The sequence below is a fragment of the Xanthomonas sp. NCPPB 2250 genome, from assembly GCF_056725265.1.
Window position 1 is genome coordinate 5,185,811 of record NZ_CM161520.1, and the last position, 16,906, is coordinate 5,202,716.

The 16,906-nt window shown below is 64.3% G+C and carries 15 protein-coding genes and 1 pseudogene; 3 read left to right on the forward strand and 13 right to left on the reverse strand.

The window, feature by feature from the left end; translation table 11 throughout:
• Positions 1 to 230: 230 nt before the first annotated feature.
• Positions 231 to 1,043, reverse strand: coding sequence for a bifunctional DNA-formamidopyrimidine glycosylase/DNA-(apurinic or apyrimidinic site) lyase (gene mutM, locus AC1PMG_RS21245; RefSeq protein ID WP_481110179.1), 813 nt, complete (start codon positions 1,041 to 1,043; stop codon positions 231 to 233).
• A 122-nt stretch (positions 1,044 to 1,165) separates the two neighbouring features.
• Here mutM and AC1PMG_RS21250 point away from each other — a divergent pair, with 122 nt between their 5' ends.
• On the forward strand, positions 1,166 to 2,230 hold the full coding sequence (locus AC1PMG_RS21250; RefSeq protein ID WP_481110180.1) for a DUF4034 domain-containing protein: 1,065 nt from the start codon (positions 1,166 to 1,168) through the stop codon (positions 2,228 to 2,230).
• A 275-nt stretch (positions 2,231 to 2,505) separates the two neighbouring features.
• On the opposite strand, the gene AC1PMG_RS21255 is transcribed toward AC1PMG_RS21250, so the two are convergent.
• Together AC1PMG_RS21255 and AC1PMG_RS21260 are read right to left on the reverse strand one after the other, a co-directional pair.
• Positions 2,506 to 2,850 (reverse strand): EF-hand domain-containing protein, encoded by a 345-nt coding sequence (locus tag AC1PMG_RS21255; protein ID WP_481110181.1) that lies wholly within the window; start codon positions 2,848 to 2,850, stop codon positions 2,506 to 2,508.
• A gap of 59 nt (positions 2,851 to 2,909) precedes the next feature.
• Positions 2,910 to 4,106 carry a DesA family fatty acid desaturase gene (locus AC1PMG_RS21260; RefSeq protein WP_017907974.1) on the reverse strand — a complete coding sequence of 399 codons (1,197 nt, stop codon included), beginning with the start codon at positions 4,104 to 4,106 and terminating at the stop codon, positions 2,910 to 2,912.
• 135 nt (positions 4,107 to 4,241) lie between these two features.
• Between AC1PMG_RS21260 and AC1PMG_RS21265 the strand changes: the two genes are divergently transcribed.
• On the forward strand, positions 4,242 to 5,084 hold the full coding sequence (locus AC1PMG_RS21265; RefSeq protein WP_481110182.1) for an ABC transporter ATP-binding protein: 843 nt from the start codon (positions 4,242 to 4,244) through the stop codon (positions 5,082 to 5,084).
• A gap of 163 nt (positions 5,085 to 5,247) precedes the next feature.
• On the opposite strand, the gene AC1PMG_RS21270 is transcribed toward AC1PMG_RS21265, so the two are convergent.
• Positions 5,248 to 5,700 carry a winged helix-turn-helix transcriptional regulator gene (locus tag AC1PMG_RS21270; protein ID WP_267102767.1) on the reverse strand — a complete coding sequence of 151 codons (453 nt, stop codon included), beginning with the start codon at positions 5,698 to 5,700 and terminating at the stop codon, positions 5,248 to 5,250.
• 133 nt (positions 5,701 to 5,833) lie between these two features.
• On the opposite strand from AC1PMG_RS21270, the gene AC1PMG_RS21275 reads away from it, so the two are divergent.
• Complete coding sequence (locus tag AC1PMG_RS21275) at positions 5,834 to 6,739, forward strand: NmrA family NAD(P)-binding protein (RefSeq protein WP_481110183.1); 906 nt, start codon at positions 5,834 to 5,836, stop codon at positions 6,737 to 6,739.
• A gap of 27 nt (positions 6,740 to 6,766) precedes the next feature.
• On the opposite strand, the pseudogene AC1PMG_RS21280 reads toward AC1PMG_RS21275, so the two are convergent.
• The 9 genes and pseudogenes from AC1PMG_RS21280 to rpmH all read right to left on the reverse strand — a co-directional run.
• Positions 6,767 to 6,980 (reverse strand): annotated as a pseudogene (locus AC1PMG_RS21280) (tRNA uridine-5-carboxymethylaminomethyl(34) synthesis GTPase MnmE); the annotation flags it as partial.
• Between the two features lie 627 nt (positions 6,981 to 7,607).
• Positions 7,608 to 8,552, reverse strand: a complete 945-nt coding sequence (locus tag AC1PMG_RS21285) for a hypothetical protein (protein ID WP_481110184.1) — start codon at positions 8,550 to 8,552, stop codon at positions 7,608 to 7,610.
• Positions 8,549 to 9,445, reverse strand: coding sequence for a hypothetical protein (locus AC1PMG_RS21290; protein WP_481110185.1), 897 nt, complete (start codon positions 9,443 to 9,445; stop codon positions 8,549 to 8,551). Before AC1PMG_RS21290 ends, AC1PMG_RS21285 begins: the two co-directional genes overlap by 4 nt.
• Positions 9,446 to 9,491: 46 nt before the next feature.
• On the reverse strand, positions 9,492 to 9,617 hold the full coding sequence (locus AC1PMG_RS21295) for a hypothetical protein (RefSeq protein ID WP_481110186.1): 126 nt from the start codon (positions 9,615 to 9,617) through the stop codon (positions 9,492 to 9,494).
• A gap of 443 nt (positions 9,618 to 10,060) precedes the next feature.
• Complete coding sequence (gene mnmE / locus AC1PMG_RS21300) at positions 10,061 to 11,404, reverse strand: tRNA uridine-5-carboxymethylaminomethyl(34) synthesis GTPase MnmE (protein WP_481110187.1); 1,344 nt, start codon at positions 11,402 to 11,404, stop codon at positions 10,061 to 10,063.
• A gap of 32 nt (positions 11,405 to 11,436) precedes the next feature.
• Complete coding sequence (locus AC1PMG_RS21305) at positions 11,437 to 14,178, reverse strand: polysaccharide deacetylase family protein (RefSeq protein WP_481110188.1); 2,742 nt, start codon at positions 14,176 to 14,178, stop codon at positions 11,437 to 11,439.
• 101 nt (positions 14,179 to 14,279) lie between these two features.
• Entirely contained in the window at positions 14,280 to 16,010 is a 1,731-nt protein-coding gene (yidC, locus tag AC1PMG_RS21310; protein WP_481110189.1) for a membrane protein insertase YidC, read from the reverse strand.
• Positions 16,011 to 16,028: 18 nt separating this feature from the next.
• The gene (rnpA, locus tag AC1PMG_RS21315) at positions 16,029 to 16,466 is read right to left on the reverse strand and encodes a ribonuclease P protein component (RefSeq protein ID WP_481110190.1); all 438 of its coding nucleotides are present in this window, start codon (positions 16,464 to 16,466) and stop codon (positions 16,029 to 16,031) included.
• A 38-nt stretch (positions 16,467 to 16,504) separates the two neighbouring features.
• Positions 16,505 to 16,645: a 50S ribosomal protein L34 gene (gene rpmH, locus AC1PMG_RS21320; RefSeq protein WP_003469983.1), complete on the reverse strand. Its 141-nt coding sequence runs from the start codon at positions 16,643 to 16,645 to the stop codon at positions 16,505 to 16,507.
• Positions 16,646 to 16,906: the final 261 nt, after the last annotated feature.

The window sequence follows — 16,906 nt, forward strand, 5'->3', positions numbered from 1 at the left end:
GAGGTGTTTTCGGGAGCCGCTAACGACGCGACAAGGCCCGTTGAAAAGCCCACTGACATGTGCGCTTGAGCCGACGCGTTACCGGCAAGGCCGGGCGCGGCTGAATCGCGCTCGCGGTCGCGACGGCCCATCGTGCCGAGACGCTGCAAGAAGCGCGGTGCTGGCGGTGTCCCTGCAGACGCCGCACCGCCTTGGTCGGTGCGTGCAGCGCGATGGCGTTCGTTCGTTGCTCAGCGCTGGCAGTGGCCACACCAGACGCTGGCGCGCTGGCCGATGCTGGCGTGGCGCAGCGTGCGCCCGCAGCGCTTGCAGGCCTCGCCCTCGCGGCCGTAGACCGACAGTTCCTGCTCAAAGTAGCCCGGCGCCCCATCCGGGCTGATGAAATCGCGCAAGGTCGTGCCGCCGCGCTGGATCGCATAGCCCAGGATCGCCTTGGCCGCGTCGGCCAGGCGCGCATAGCGGACGCGCGAGACCTCGCCCGCCTCGCGCAGCGGACTGATGCCCGCCTGGAACAGACTCTCGGCCGCGTAGATGTTGCCCACCCCGACCACGATGCGCTGATCCATCAGGAAGGTCTTGACCGGCGCAGTGCGGCCGCGGCTGAGCCGGAACAGATGATCGCCGTCGAACGCATCCGACAGCGGCTCCGGCCCCAGCTCGGCGAGCAGCGGATGGGTCTCGCCCGGCGTCTGCCACAGCAGGCAACCGAACCGGCGCGGGTCGTTGAAGCGGAGCACCCGGCCGTCTTCCAGGCTGATGTCGACGTGGTCGTGCGCCCGCGGCGGCGTATCGCCGGGCAGCACGCGCAAGCTGCCGGACATGCCCAGATGCAGCAGCGCACTGCCGACCGCGGTATCCAGCAACAAGTACTTCGCGCGCCGGCGAATGCCCTCGATGCGCTGCCCCGGCAACTGCTCGGCCACTTCCGGTGGAATCGGCCAGCGCAGATCCGGCCGACGCAGGATCACCCCATGGATGCGCCGCCCCGACAGATGCGGCTCCAGGCCGCGCCGGGTGGTTTCGACTTCGGGGAGTTCGGGCATGATGGTACGGTCGCGGCGAGTCGATAACAGGATTTGGAAACTGTAACACCAGCGTGATGTCGCGCTTGTCTGTAACCAGGTACACACCGATCCTAGTGCAGTAGCCGGCAGCTCCATCGGACGTGACCCGCGCGCCCGTCAAGGAAACACAATTTTTCAAGGAGATGAATCCAATGCCCCAGATGACGTATCGCCTGTTGTCGGCGCTGCTTTTTTTCGCTGCAGCGACGATTTCTGCGCTCGCCTGTGCTGAAGAGATGGAAGAACGCACCGCAATTTTCGAAGGTGCAAAATCCGCCATGAAGAGTGGCGACATCGCGGCGCTCGAACGGCAAGCGGCGGTCTATCGAACGAAGCAGTCCAGGACCTCCAGTGGCGTCTGGAAATTGAGCGTGCTGCATAGCGGCGTCGGTCGCTATTTCCGCACTGGGTCATACAGCGAGGCGACGTGGGCAGAAAAAGAGAGCGTCGCCAAGCGTTGGATCGCGGCATATCCGAAGTCTCCCAGCGCACGAATCGCCTATGCAACATGGCTCTCCAGTCGGGCCTGGAGCCATCGCGGCAATGGCTATGCCAATACGGTCCGTCCGCAGGACTGGGCGCCGTTCAAAGCCGGCATCGAAGCGACCCGGCAGTATCTTGAAGACAACAAGCAGATCGCGTCGTTGGATCCTGAGTGGTACATCAAAATGGAAGGCGTTGCCAAGGCGCAGCAGTGGGACGATGACAGGTTCCAGGCGCTGATCGACGAGGCGATGGCGCGGTACCCTGCGTACTACGAGATCTACTTCCAGGCGATCGAGTTCTATTCGCCCAAATGGGGAGGCAACGCCGCCGACATCGAACGCTTCGCCACGATGGCGATGGAACGAACGCGGGCACGTGAGGGAAAGGGACTGTACGCACGCATCTATTGGTACGCCTCGCAATCGATCTTCGACGAACGCTTGTTCACCGAATCGCTGGCGCGCTGGTCGACCATGCGTGCTGGCATCGACGACGTGCTCAAGGTCTATGCGGACGAATGGAACTTGCAGAATTTTGCCCGCTTCGCCTGCCTGGCACGCGATCGGGAGAAAGCCTTGGAACTGCTCGGACGCGTGCGTGGCCCCACCTATACCGAGGTTTGGAAAGGGGAAGAGAATTTCCAACGCTGCAAGGCCTGGGTCTTGGAAGGCGTCACCTGATGCGCGAATGGGTTTGGATCCTGGATAGCGAGGCGGCGTCGCGCTGATGCGGATAAAAGCCGCCACCATACTGCCGTCCATGCACCACAAGCTTGCGGCAATGCATTACTTGCTCGCCTGGGTGATGGTCTGCCTTCAGACGCAAGCGACCGCCATTGCCTTTCTTTCGGTCGCGCTGCTGCACCTGGTTTGTACACGCAGACCCGCCTCGGCGCTGGACACCGCAGCGCCCGCCCCGGAACCGGAGAGCACAACGCCCTCCGGATCGGCGTTCCCTACTGCGGCGGCGCCGCCAGCTCCCGGGCGCTAAGGTAGCCGTCGCCGTTGGTGTCCTGCTTGCGGAAGCGGGCGGTCAGGGTGGCGAGGTGCTGTGCGCGGGTGATCGGGGGGCCGCGGCCGCCGGGCAGTTCGGCGGGGCTGAGCACGCCGTCATGATCGAGGTCGCGCGCGTCGAAGGCGTAGCTCATCCAGGCCAGGTATTCGTCCAGGCTGACGCGGCCGTCGCCGTCGCGGTCCATGCGCTGCAGGTAGCTGGTGGTGCTGTCGATCGCCTGCGCATGGGCGCTGACGATGCCTCCGGCGAACAGGGCGCAGGCGATGCGCAGTGTCAGTCCGGCCATCAACGACGAACGCCGCGCGAGGCGGCGTTCGTGCGATTGGTTGCACAGTCCGCCCCGGCTCATGCCAGGGCGTAGCCCTTCAGTCGTGCGGCGTAGGCCTGCAGCGCGGCGATGCCGCTGGCTTCGGCATCGTGACACCAGGCCTGCAGGTGCTTGAGGCGTTCGCTCGCGTCATGGGTGCGCGCTTCGAGCAGGGCCGCCAGGCGGGCGCGGTGCTCGACCAGCGTGCGCATGCGTGGGCGCTGCGCCACCCAGTGCTGCAGCTGTTCGCGCGCGTCGGGCTTGAGCCAGCGGCCATCGTCGACCAGGCCCTTGCGCAGGCGCCGCGGCAGCAGTTTGCGCAGCTTGGCGCCGGCCTGAGCGGCTTCTTCCTTCAGCGCGGGCTTGAACACGTTGCGCTGGTAATCGGTCATCGCCTGGAAGCGATGCGACAGCAGCGCGCGCAGGGTGTCGGCGTCGGGCACGGCGATGTTCGGGCGCACGTCCAGGGTCGGCGCCACGCGCAGGATCTTGGCCAGGCGCAGCGCGGCCAGCGCGCGGATCGCGATCCAGCCGATGTCCAGTTCCCAACGGCGCATCGAGAAGCGCGCCGAGCTCGGGAAGGCATGGTGGTTGTTGTGCAGCTCTTCGCCACCGATCCACAGCGCCCACGGGGTCAGATTGGTCGAGGTGTCGGCGGACTCGAAGTTGCGGTAGCCCCACCAGTGGCCCAGGCCGTTGATCACGCCGGCGGCCCAGAACGGGATCCACGCCATCTGCAGCGCCCACAGCGCGATGCCGGGCAGGCCGAACAGCGCGAAGTTGACCGCGAACAGCGCCACCGGCCCCAGGTTCGCGTACGGGGTGTACAGATGCCGCTCGATCCAGTCGTCCGGCGCGCCCTTGCCGTACTGCTCGATGTCGCCGCGCTGGGTGCGCGCTTCGCGGTACAGCTCCACGCCGCGCCAGAACACGCGGGCGATGCCCTTGGTCTGCGGGCTGTGCGGGTCTTCCTCGGTCTCCACCTTGGCGTGGTGCTTGCGATGGATCGCCACCCACTCCTTGGTGATCATCGAGGTGGTGAACCAGGTCCAGAAGCGGAAGAAGTGCGACAGCAGCGGATGGAAGTCCACTCCGCGGTGCGCCTGGCTGCGGTGCAGGTACAGCGTCACCGCGAAGATGGTGAGCTGGGTGAACAGCAGCAGCACGGCCAGCATGCCCCACCAGCCGACGCCGAGCAGGCCATTGCCGAGGAAGTCGAGGATCGCGTCGAACATTGCCAGAAGCTCCAGAGCGTAGGACGGCGTGAGGGGATGACGACATGATGGGGGTTGCGGGAGCAAACTTCACCCGGCGCTCGCGTATGGTATTCAGCCGCCAAGCGCTTCCGATCACAGAACGGTTTCGGTTCCATGTCAGCCGCCTCTTCCCAAGCAACCCCCGTGCCAGCGGCCGCGCCGTTGATCGAACTCGACCGTGCCAGCGTCGTCCGTGGTCAGGTCCGCGTGCTGCATGCGCTGAGCCTGCGCATCGCGCTCGGCCAGCACACTGCCATCCTCGGCCCGAACGGCTGCGGCAAATCCTCGTTCATCAAGCTCATCACCCGCGAGCTGTATCCGCTGGCGCGCGCCGGCGAGGAACCGGCGGTGCGGGTGCTCGGCCAGAGCCGCTGGCAGGTGGACCGGCTGCGCAGTCAGTTGGGCATCGTCACCGGCGACCTCAGCGTCAATCTCGCCGACATGCCTGGGCTGGACGTGGAGAGCGCGGTGCTGTCGGGATTCTTCGCCAGCTATGTGGTGCCGCCGCACCGCGAGGTGACCGATGCGATGCGCGACCGCGCGCGCGAGGCGCTGCAGGCGGCGCACGCGTTGCCGCTGTTGCGGCGTCCCTATGCCGAACTGTCGGCCGGCGAGACCCGGCGCGTGCTGATCGCGCGCGCCCTGGTCAACCGGCCGCAGGCGCTGCTGCTGGACGAACCCAGCACCGGCCTGGACCTGGTCGCGCGCGAGCACCTGCTGGCGACGATGCGCGACCTCGCCCGCCAGGGCATCACCCTGGTGCTGGTCACCCACCACATCGAGGAGATCGTGCCGGAAATCGCACGGGTGATCCTGCTGCGCGAGGGCCAGGTGTACGCCGACGGCACGCGCGAGGAGTTGTTGGCCGATGCACCGTTGTCTGCGGTGTTCGGCGGACCGGTGCGGGTGCAGCGCGACGGCGACAGCTACTGCGCGCGGGTGGTTACGGGGAACTGATCGGCGGTTGCCGAGTTCGGACGTTCGTGGCCTTGGGGGTTTCAGGGCGGGAGATATCGCGAGTGATGCGGGTGATGCCGAAATGTCCGTAGGAGCGGCTTCAGCCGCGACGCGGCGTTCTCCGTAAAGCCCGGCGCGGCTGAAGCCGCTCGTACGGGACGCGTCAACCGTACGCGGCACCCGCCGCCCGCGCCGGTGCATCGGCCTCGAACGCAGCACGTGCGCTGCGGATCTGCGCGTGATGGTCGGCCGCCCAGCGCACCAGCGGTGCCAGCACCACGCTCAGCGACTGCCCCAGCGGGGTGAGTCGGTACTCCACCCCAGGCGGCACGGTCGGCAGCACCTCGCGGGCGACCAGCCCTTCGCGCTGCAGGTCGCGCAGGGTCTGGGTCAGCATGCGCTGGGAGATGTCGGGCACCGCGCGGCGCAGTTCGCCGAAGCGGTGCGGGCGTTCGGCCAGCAGCATCACGAACAGGGTGCTCCACTTGTCGCCGATCTGCGCCAGCACGTCGCGCACCGGGCACTGGTCGATGGCCATGCCGGCACGCTGGTAGTCCTGCAACTGCTGGCTCAACAGCGGGTCGCAGGCAGCGACAGGCGGTACGACGGTGTCCATGGTGGTTACCTCGGGGTAATCAGGGGCGGAAAAAGTGCCGTCTTTACAGGTCGGCCAAGGTCTCTAGGATAGACCAGGTTCCTTTTCCAGACCATGGCGTCCTGCGACGCCGCCCTTCCTCAGGAGACCTGTCATGTCCGCATCTTCCGATTCCCTGCTCGTCACCGGCGCTGGCGGCCAGTTCGGCCAGCGCGTGCTCGCGCACCTGCTCGACACCCTCAAGGTGGCGCCAGCGCGCGTGGTGGCGATGACCCGCCAGCCCGAGCGCCTGGCCGCTTGGGCCGCACGCGGCGTGGACGTGCGCCACGGCGATTTCGACGACGCCACGTCGCTCGACACCGCGTTCCGTGGTGCCGGCCGCGTGCTGCTGATCAGCACCGACGCGCTGGACCGCCCCGGCCACCGCCTGCAGCAGCATCAGGCCGCGATCGCCGCCGCCGAACGCGCCGGCGTCGGCCACCTGGTCTACACCTCCTGCCCGGAACCGCACGACTCGCCGCTGCTGCTGGCCACGGATCACGCCGGCACCGAGGACAGCCTGGCCGCCAGCGCCCTGCCCGCCTGGACCGTGCTGCGCAACCACTGGTACTTCGAAAACCTGTTCATGAGCCTGCCGTCGGTGCTGGCCTCGGGCCACTGGTACAGCGCGGCCGGCGATGGCGGCATCGCCCATATCGCGCGCGACGACCTGGCCCGCGCCGCCGCGGTCGCTCTGGTCGGCGGCGACGGCAAGCGCACGCTCACCCTCAGCGGCGCGCGCGCCTACACCACCGCCGAGATCGCCGCGCTGGTCGCGCAGGTGCTGGACGTGCAGATCCAGGTGGTGCCGGTACCGGTCGAAGGCCTGGTGCAGGGTATGGTCGGCGCCGGCCTGCCGGAGCCGGTCGCGCGCATCTATGCGTCGTTCGACACCAACACCGCCGCCGGCCGCGTCGCCACGGTCACTGGCGACTACCAGGCGCTGACCGGGCAGGCGCCGCTGCCGTTCGAACAGTGGCTGCAGGAGCAGCGCGCGCAGCTGGCGGCGTTGAAGCCGTAAGCGAACTCGGCGGCGCGCGGGTGCGCGCTACTTGCCGATGCAGAAACTGGAGAAGATCCGCCCGAGCAGGTCGTCGGCGCTGAGCGTGCCGACGATCTCGCCGAGCGCGGCATGGGCCAACCGCAGTTCCTCGGCGGCCAGTTCCAGGCGTTCGTGCTGCAGTTCGGCGGCGGCCGCGGCGGCGTGGACCACGCCGCGCTGCAGTGCATCGACGTGGCGGGCGCACGGAGAATTCACCTTCGCTACCCTCGCCTGCCAACATTGGCAGGCAGGTACGCCAAGCCCATGCGCGCATACCGGTGGCTCGCTGGAAGCTACGCACCGACCAGCGCTTCCAGCGCCTCGCCAGCGAAGTAGAGCGCTGCATCCAATATGAATGTACAGAAATGTGCAGATAGATCAGTTGTTCCGCCAATTCGCCGACACAACACGAGTGCAGATCGTCCAGCGAGCCTAGCTCAGGTCGCGATCATGTAGGCGATCACCTCGGCCCGTGCCATGTCCAAACAACGGCAGATTTGCTGAACTCGCCTGTCGAGCACATGGTGCTCAAGCGGATAAGACGGCTGTACGCAGCACTAGAGGTGCTTTGTATCCTCAGTTCGACGACGCCCTCACTAAAACTCGGCGGGCGCCGGAGGTCACAGATGTCGTCTCTGATTACTCACTGGCCCTATCAGCCGGAAAACGCGCAGCTTATCCACAGAGATCCCAGCTTTGCCCCTACATAGCTTAACAATCAGCGTGGTGACCTAGGCAGGCGCAAGGCACCCACCTCGGCCAAAACTACAGTATTGGCGCGAAAATAATTATCCTCAAATCTGTTTTCGAGCTTTCATTAAGCTTCCATACAAAGGTGGCAGCAGACTTAAAACCAACTTGGATTCAATTCAACAGCAACGCTGGGTGACAAACGACTTTTTAAATGTTTGGATATTTTCCCCTTGAGCTGCGGGAGCGTTTCTACACTTATTCCTACCTTGTTGAACCAGTCAAGTAAAACCAGCAGATTTTGCTCGTGTAGATTTGGGCGCTTAGCCATGTACTCAAAGAGGTTCAACATCATTGACTTTGTGCGTTCATTATAGAAGCTTCCGCAGATATTGATAAGACTTTCCGTCGCGTTAGGGTTAAGCGCATCGCTATAATGAATGCCGCGAATTCTCAGTATACCTTGAGTGTCCTCTTCAAACTCATATTGCTTTCTCATCGGATCACGCATATCTCGGCACGCGAGATTAAGTGATACAGAGATATCCTCTGGCGGATGCTGCCGATGGATAGTGACATTCTTTTCCATGAAGATGGCAGCACCGGGGCTTAGTTGCAGATCCACTGGTTCGTCCACTGGCACTCGCTCATCAAGGTTGCCAATGATGGCATCGCCTGCATAGTTGTAAACTGTCGTTCTGTATCCAGAGCCCAATAGCCCAACAGTGAGCAAATCAAACGTATGATCGTGCAGAAATTCTTCTGCATACAGGCTTTTAGGGACTTCACGCCTCAACGGGTCATCGCTTGGCATCCAGACATTAGCCCGAATGAAATAGTTTCCTTTCTTTGAAACTAAAATCAAAAATGTGTTTGAGGTGTACTCATTCCTCACCGCTCTGTCCCTAAGCAAGTCTTGCTCGATTTCCTTATTCAGGTATTCTATAAACCAAGTCGGATCCGAAGCAACGGCTTGAATCTGACCTTTCGCTTCTGCAATTGAAGCGGGATCTTCGAAATCAATTTCTCTTTCAACATAGTCAATGAACTGATCAAGATTTATTGAGTTCGAGATTTGTGCTGGCGCAAAAAATTTTGTCATGCAATTTCTCCTTCATCCATGGCTTGGAGAATCGAGTTACACTTTTCGCTGATTTCAGTATTCTTATCCTGCTGCCCTACCAGGAGATAATTCCTAGCATTTGTTCGGTCAAGATTTACCAATGCCCTAAGGGCGTACCAACGAACCATATGATGTGGGCTCGAATGCAACTTTCCCAATGAAGAAAGCGAAGATTGATTTCCATATTTTTCTATTAGCTTAATAGCTTTTAGCTTTCTACTTTCTCGGGTCTCAAAATCGGTTACTGAGACAAGATGACCCTGCACGCCGTCAAACTGGTATTGAAATCGAGACTCGAATCTTTGATTGACGAGCGTTAGAATTATCGCTTTTGAATTTTCTTTGTCAAAATTTATTAGATTAGCCTTAAAGCTCCGCTTAATGACGGAGCCTTCTAACGCCTCTATTCTTTCTTTCTTAGTGATAAATATTTCTTTAAATATACTTGGATCGACTATCTCCTCAGGAATTCCCCTACTTAGAGCTGCATAATTGTATGTTGCACTTCCCGAAACTATCAACGACACCATTGAAAATCGAGCACTAGGAACCAAACCATTCTCTTCCTTTTCCTTGTGCCCGTTAAAAAGATGAAACCCTTCCTGTGAAACGGAACTCTTACTAGCTCCTAAAAATGTTAAAAATGCAGAGCAATTATTCTCTTTTGTGGCATTTACAAGAGGAACAACATTTTCCGTCATTGAAAATGGTATCCCACCCTCTTCTAGTACTTTGCTGCACAGGCTCTCAAGCGCCACGCAGTGATCGAGAGACCCGTAATTTCTAATCCTTATCGCAGCGGCTTCAATGAATTCTTGCTCAGTGCGGATTTTATTCAATTCATACAAATCACTGATAATTCTATCGAGCATAATAAAAATCCTTTTAAAAAAAGGCACCCCGAAGGGTGCCTTTTTATCAAGCAATCATAAGCGCAATTACAGAGATTGGGTAGAAAATGGGGTGAATAACTTCCATTCCAGATTCACAAGAAACAGTTTCAGTTTCAAGCACCACGGCGTTCATTGCGTTAACAACATCCATTTTTTCTTCCTTGTGGTTTCGCTGATCTATCTCAGCATTAAACCTATAACAAAGAAACCCATCAAAAGCAATAGATTTTTATGAATTATTTTGTCACCGTGTGACATAATAATGTTACTTTGTTTCGAAAGCAATTTCTTTTAAGTAATGGCTGGCTGGGAGTTCGACTACCCTGCTTTAGCAAGGTACGCAAAAGTACAAAACCGCCCAAAGGTTGCTGTTAGCAGGAGCGGGGGTGTCGTCAGGACGTGTAATAGATGCTCATATGCTCTAACTGTTATGGCAGTTTTAGGTACGCCTTGAACTGATGACAGCACTTGGCCGTTATGCTTCGCTTCTTTTGCAGATAACCCATTCATTCTGGCTCTGTGCCTGATATAAACGCGCTGCTCGTAGCCAGCGCAAGCGGATAGCGACGGTTCCTGGGGAACCACTCATCACTGTCACTTACCAATGCAGAAGCTGGAGAAGATCCGCCCGAGCAGGTCGTCGGCGCTGAGCGTGCCGACGATCTCGCCGAGCGCGGCATGGGCCAGGCGCAGCTCTTCGGCGGCCAGTTCCAGGCGTTCGTGCTGCAGTTCGACCGCCGCCGCATCGGCATGCGTCGCGGCGCGCTGCAGCGCGTTGACGTGGCGGGCGCGCGCGGAAAACTCGCCGTCGCTGCCCTCGCCAGCCGCGGCGCCGGCGATCGCGCGCAACTGCGCGTGCAACTGCTCCAGGCCGCTGCCGGTGGCGGCGGACACGTAGACGCGCTCGGCGCTGGCCGCGGGCACGGCGACGAGCAGGTCGCTCTTGTTGTGGATCCACAGGCGCTGCGGCACATCGGCGATGGCGTCGGCGATCGCGGCATGGCCAGCCTCGGCCTCGCGCGCGTCGAGCACGATCAACGCCAGGTCGGCGCGCTGCAGTTCCTGGCGCGCGCGGCGCATGCCCTCGCGCTCGATCGCATCGCCGCCCTCGCGCAGGCCGGCGGTGTCGACCAGGGTCAGTTCCACGCCGTCCAGGCGCACCGTCTCGTGCAAGGTGTCGCGGGTGGTGCCGGCGATGTCGGTAACGATGGCGCGGTCGCTGCCGGCCAGCGCATTGAGCAGGGAACTCTTGCCGGCGTTGGGCGGACCGACCAGCACCGCGTGCAGGCCATCGCGCAGGCGCCGTCCACGTTCGGCGTCGGCACGCAGCTGTGCCAGGTCGGTGCGCGCCTGCGCCAGGCCGGCGCGGACCTGCTCGCCGCCCAGCGTGTCCAGCGCCTCGTCGGCGAAATCGATCGCCGCTTCGATGTGGATGCGCAGGTGGATCAGCTGCTCGGCCAGGTCGTCGACGCGACGCGAAAACACCCCGTCCAACGAGCGCCGTGCCGCGCGTGCCGCACGCAGGTCGCCGGCGGCGATCAGGTCGGCGATCGCCTCGGCCTGGGCCAGGTCGAGCTTGCGGTTGAGGAAGGCGCGCTCGCTGAACTCGCCCGGACGCGCCGGACGCGCGCCGAGTTCGCAGCAGCGCGCCACCAGGTGCCGCAGCAACACCGGGCTGCCATGCGCCTGCAGTTCCAGCACGTCCTCGCCGGTGAAACTGCGCGGCGCCGGAAACCACAGCGCGATGCCGTCGTCCACGATCTCGCCGTGCGCGTCGCGAAAGCGCGCGTAGCGCGCGCTGCGCGGCACCAGCGCGCCAAGGCCCAGCCCCTCGGCGATGGCCGCCGCCGCCGGACCGGACACACGGACCACGCCGACGCCGCCCGCGCCGGGAGCGGTGGCGATGGCGGCGATGGTCTCGGTGGCGGAAGACGGCATGGCGAAGGCGATAGGTTCGGCGGCGCGGTGGATCACAGCGTCTGCAGCTGGCCGCGGACGTAGGCGGCCGACGCCCCGTTGGGTTGCAGCTCCAGGTAGGTCTGGAAAGCACGCTTGGCCTTGGCCGCATCGCCGAGTTGGCGGTAGGCGTCGCCCAGGTTGACGTAGGCCACCGCGCGCGAGGGATCGATCTTCAGCGTGTTCTCCAGCCAGCGCACGGCCTGCGCGTACTTGCCCTGGCGATAGTAGATGAAGCCCAGGTTGTTGGCCGCCAGCGCGAAGTCCGGGCGCAGCTTCAGCGCCTCGGTGAACTGCGCCTCGGCCTCGTCGTAGCGCTTCTCCTTGTACAGCTGCAGGCCGCGGTCGTTGGCGCGCTGCGCACGCTGGCGGTCGGACACCGGGCCGGCCGCGGCCGGCACCGCCAGCGGTCGTTCGCCGCCCTGCAGATCCTTGACCACCACCGCCGGCTTGGCCGCAGCGGCGGGCGCGTCGGCGCTGCCGGCGCCCGCGTTCGGCGTCGCGGTCGATGCCGGCGCGGCCGCGTCGACGCGGTCGTTCATCGCGATCGCCGCCGAGGACAGTTGCTGGGTGCTGGCGGTGAGGAATTCCTCGCCCTCCGGCACCTGCAGCACGAACTCGCCGCCCTGCGAACCGGGCAAGCTGCCGAACGCGGGCGTCTGCTGCGAGATGCTCGACACCGCCGGCGCCACGTAGGCGGCCAGCTCGGTGCCGGTGATCAGGCCATCGCCATTGAGGTCGGCCTTGCCCGACAGCGCCTGCAGCAGCACCCAGGTGAACACCGAATGGCCGTTGGGGCCGCTGTCGGCGACCTGTTGGTCGGCGCCGCCGGCGGTGAGCATCTGCCGGGCGATGCGCCGCGCGTTCTCGCGCAGGTAGGCGCTGGTGCCGCCGCCGCGGGTCAGGCCCAGGCCGCTGTAGCAGGCGTCCATCACGAACAGCACGTGCTTGGCTTCCAGGCTTTCGGCGATGTCCTGGATCTCGGTCATCGGGATCGCGTCGGTGGCGAACTGCGCCGGGTCCGAATCGGCGGGCACGATGTAGCCGAGGTCGCGCCCGGAGGCCAGCTTGCGGGTCGCGCCGTGGCCGGCGAAGAACACGAACACGCGGTCGTTCTTGCTCACACCGCCGTGTGCGAGGCGATCGTGGAAAGCGGCCAGGATGTTGTTGCGGGTCGCCTCCTGGTTCTTCAGCACGATCACCTGCGACGAAGGGAAACCGAAGCTGCCGGTGAGCGTCTGCGCGATGGCCTGCGCGTCGTTTGCCGCGTACTGCAGCTTGGGCCAGTGCGCGTAGTCGTCGATGCCGATGACGATGGCCCACGACTTGTCGTAGCCGCTGGTCACCGCCGGTGCGGCGGCGTTGCTGGCCGCGCGCGCCACGCTGAAGTCGCGGCCGTTCCAGGCGGCGAACTGGTAGCCGTCGGCGCTGAGCCGGTCCAGGATCTGCGGCAGCGCCTTGACGGTGCGTTCGTGGATGTCGTGGAACAGCAGGATGCCGCGCTGCTCGCGGCCGACCTGCTCGAGCACGCGCTGCATGATCGACTCCGGCACCGGGTCGGCCCAGTCCAGTGAATCCACGTTCCACATCACCGACTTCAGCCCCGCCTCGCCGAGAATCTGCATGCCCTCGGCGTTGCGCGCACCGTAGGGAAAGCGGAACAGCGGCGCGCGCTTGGCGTCGACCGCGCGCAGCATGCGGTCCGTGTCGAGGATCTGGCTACGCAGCGCGGCGCCGGTTTCCTTGGATAGTTGCGCATGGGTCAGGCTGTGGTTGCCGACGGTGTAGCCCTGCTCCATCAGGCTGCGGCTGACGCTGGCCAGCGGCGACAGGTCGACCTTGCCGTCCGCTTCGAGCTTGCCCAGATTGCGGCCGACTTCGAAGAACGTGGCCGGCACGTCGTAGCGCTTGAGAATGGCGACGATCTCGTCGGTGTATTCGCGATGCGGGCCGTCGTCGAAACTCAGCACCACGGTCTTCGGCGGCAGGTCGCGGCCGAACACTTCGCGGTCGCTGTCCTTCATCGACATCGGGTACGGGGTGATCACGCCGTAGTCGCGCAGGATCGCCTCGCGCGTGTACAGCGTGCCCAGGTGGGCGACGTAGTCCTCCCACTTCTCGCGCTTCTGCACGATCGCGCGGGTGCGATCGAAGCGGCTGAAGATCGCGGTGATCTCGCGGTTGTAGGTGCGCTCGATCTCGTCGAGCGCTTCCAGGTCCTCGCCGATGCGCTGGTGCAGCTTGATCGCCGGCAGCGAGGAGTCCTTGCCGATGCGCACCTGCCAGTCGGCGAGAATCTCGCGAAATGCCAGGCGGTCGGCGTCGTACAGGTCCGGCGCCGATTCGACGTAGTCCAGCAGGCTGCCGACCGCGGCGAAGCGCTGCGGGTCGGGCAGCGCCAGCAGCGCGTCGAATTGCTTGGCCAGCGCCTCGCGGCGCTCCAGGCCCTCGTGGAACAGCTGCTGGCCGACGCTGCTGGAGGTCTGCCGGTCGGCCGGCGACTGCTTGGCCTCGTCGGCCAGCAACACGATGATCTTGCGCTGCGCCGCCAGCTGCGCCTGCAGGCCTTGCAGCAGCGTGGTCGCCTGGGCCTGCAATGCGGCAGAGCCTGGAATGGCGATCGCCGGCGCCGATGTCGCGGGCTTGGATTGCGTGACCGCGCTGTCGGCAGGCGTGCGCTGGCACGCGGCCAGGGCCAAGGCGAGCAGGCCGATCACCACAACGGACGACGACAACGGACGACGGCGCTTGCGCATGACCACGGACTCGCGAGCAAGGCGATGCGGAAAACGCACACGCCGGCGCCTTCCCCGGCCGCATGCGCAACGCCCGCCGGAGGGCGGGCGTTGTGTCGGGTTTACTTCTTGGCCTTGGCCGGCGGCTTGCCGCCGCCGCCGCCACCAGCGGTGGCCGCCTCGCCGTGACGCTTGAGCATCCACCACTGCTGCAACAGGCCCAGCGAACCGTTGGTGACCCAGTACAACACCAGGCCCGACGGCACGAAGGCCATCATCACGCCGAACACCAGCGGCATGAACTGCATCATCTTGGCCTGCACCGGATCCATGCCCGGGGCCGGGGTCAGCTTCTGCGTGAACCAAGTCACTATCACGTTGATCACCGGCAGGATGAAGTACGGATCGCGTGCGGTCAGGTCCTGGATCCAGGCGAACCACGGCGCCTGGCGCAGTTCCACCGACTCCACCAGCACCCAGTACAGCGCGAAGAAGATCGGCATCTGGATCAGCACCGGCAGACAGCCGCCCATCGGGTTGATCTTCTCCTTCTTGTACAGCTCCATCATCGCCGTCTGGAACTTCTGCTTGTCGTCGCCGTAGCGCTCCTTGAGCTGCTGGATGCGCGGCTGGAACTTGCGCATCTTGGCCGCGCTCTTGTACTGCGCGGCCGACAGCGGATACAGCACCAGCTTCAGCAGCACCACCAGGCCGACGATCGACCAGCCCCAGTTGCCGAGCAGGCTGTGCAGATGGCTGAGGATCCAGAACAGGCCCTGGCCGAGCAGTGCCATCACGGAGAAACGGCTGTAGTCGACCACGCGGTCGAGGCCGCGCACGTTCTCCTTGGCGATCTGGCTGACCAGCTTCGGCCCGACCCACAGCCGCGCTTCGGTGCTGGCGGTGGCGCCCGGCGCCACCGTGAAACCGGGGCCGCGCGCTTCGACTACATGCCGCGGGCCGTCGTTGGACAGCACGAACAGGGAATCCTGGTCGCCCTGCGGAATCCAGCTGGTGAAGAAGTGGTGCTGCAACAGCGCGATCCAGCCACCCTTGACCGTCTGGTTCAGCGGGCCGTCGTCCAGGTAGTCCTTGAACGCGCGACGCTGGTAGCCGTCGGCCGGGCTGAACCAGGTGGCGCCGTTGAAGCTGAAGGAATCCGGGTTGGTCATGCCGCGGCTGACGATGGTCGGCACCCGGCTCAGCTTGCGGAACACGTAGCCCTGCCACGGCTTGCTGCCGTGGTTGACGACCTCGTCGCGCACCTGCACGGCGTAGTGGCCGCGCTGCAGGGTGTAGATGCGACGGATGGTGACGCCGTCCGGGCCATTCCATACGAACGGCACCTGCAGGCTGTCCTGGCCCTTGGCCAGCACGTAGTCCTGGCCCGGATGCTCGGGGCGGAAGCCGCCCGGGCCCGGCGACGGCGAATTGCGCTCGCCGACCCAGCCGCTGGTGGCGGTGTACGGATGCGCCGCATCCTCGGTCAGCAGCTGCACCGGCGGGCTGCCGGGCTGCTTGGTCTGCGGGAACAGCAACAGGTCGGCGTCGAACACGCTGCGGCCGTCCAGGGTCAGGCGCAGCACATCGGTGGTGACGGTGACCCGCGGCGCGGCGCTGGCCGCGGCGGTTTCGGGCGTGGTGCTGGCCGGCGCGGTGCCGGGCACCGTGGCCTGCGGAACGGCCGGCGCATGCGTGGCGCCGGCATCGGCGTCCTGCGCCGGCGGCACCGTGGTCGCCGCCGCGACCGTCGCCGCGGTGGCGTTCGGCGCGTGTTCCTTGTTCCACTCCATCCACAACAGCGCCGCGACCATCAGCCAGGCGAAAATCAGGAAAAGGCGGGTCTGGTTCATCGGACAGGCAAGCTCGGCTCAGCCAGAAGCAGGTTCTGACGTGGATGTGGGGGAAGAAGGACGATCGGGCGGCGGCATTGTGCCGTCCGCGGCCGGGGCCGGCAATGCGCCGGCGCGACGCAGCAGGCGCAGATAGGCCTGGCGCAGTTGCTCGCCGCTGGCCTGGGCGGCGGCGCTGCGCGCCACCACCACGTAATCGCCGGGCGCCAGCCACGGCAACAACTGCCGCGTGGCCTCGCGCAGCACGCGCTTGATGCGATTGCGCACGACCGCACGCTTGTCGACCTTGCGCGACACCGCCAGACCCAGCCGCGCCGGGTGCGGCGCATTGCGCCAGTGCAGGCTCATCAGCGGCTCGGAACAGCGGCGCGCGGCATCGAACACGACGCGGTATTCCGCAGACGTGCGAACCCGCGCAGAGCGAGGAAATCGCCTACGCGGGTCGGGATGATTCACGGTCCGGATTGCAGGCGCCGCCTGGGGCGGCGAAGCAATCAAGCGCTCAGGCGCTTGCGGCCCTTGGCGCGGCGACGGGCCAGGATCTTGCGGCCGTCGGCGGTGGCCATACGGGCACGGAAGCCGTGGTCGCGCTTGCGCTTGAGGTTGCTGGGCTGGAAGGTGCGCTTGGTGGCCATCGGGGCGCTCTGATCTGAATGGGGCGGAAAGAACCGGAAATTCTATAGGACCCCTCACGTCGCGGTCAACTCCCTGTATTGACGACGACAAGGGCCAGGCGCGCCGGGCCTGTGGATGGATCTGTGAATAGCCGTGGGAAAACCATTCCCGACCCTGCGCGCCGGTGGTAGTCTGATCCATCCGCTTTCCTCTCCCACCGGCCGAATGCGCCGCGCCCGAGCGCGCCCTTCATGCCCGGTCTATCGACGAATTTAGATCTG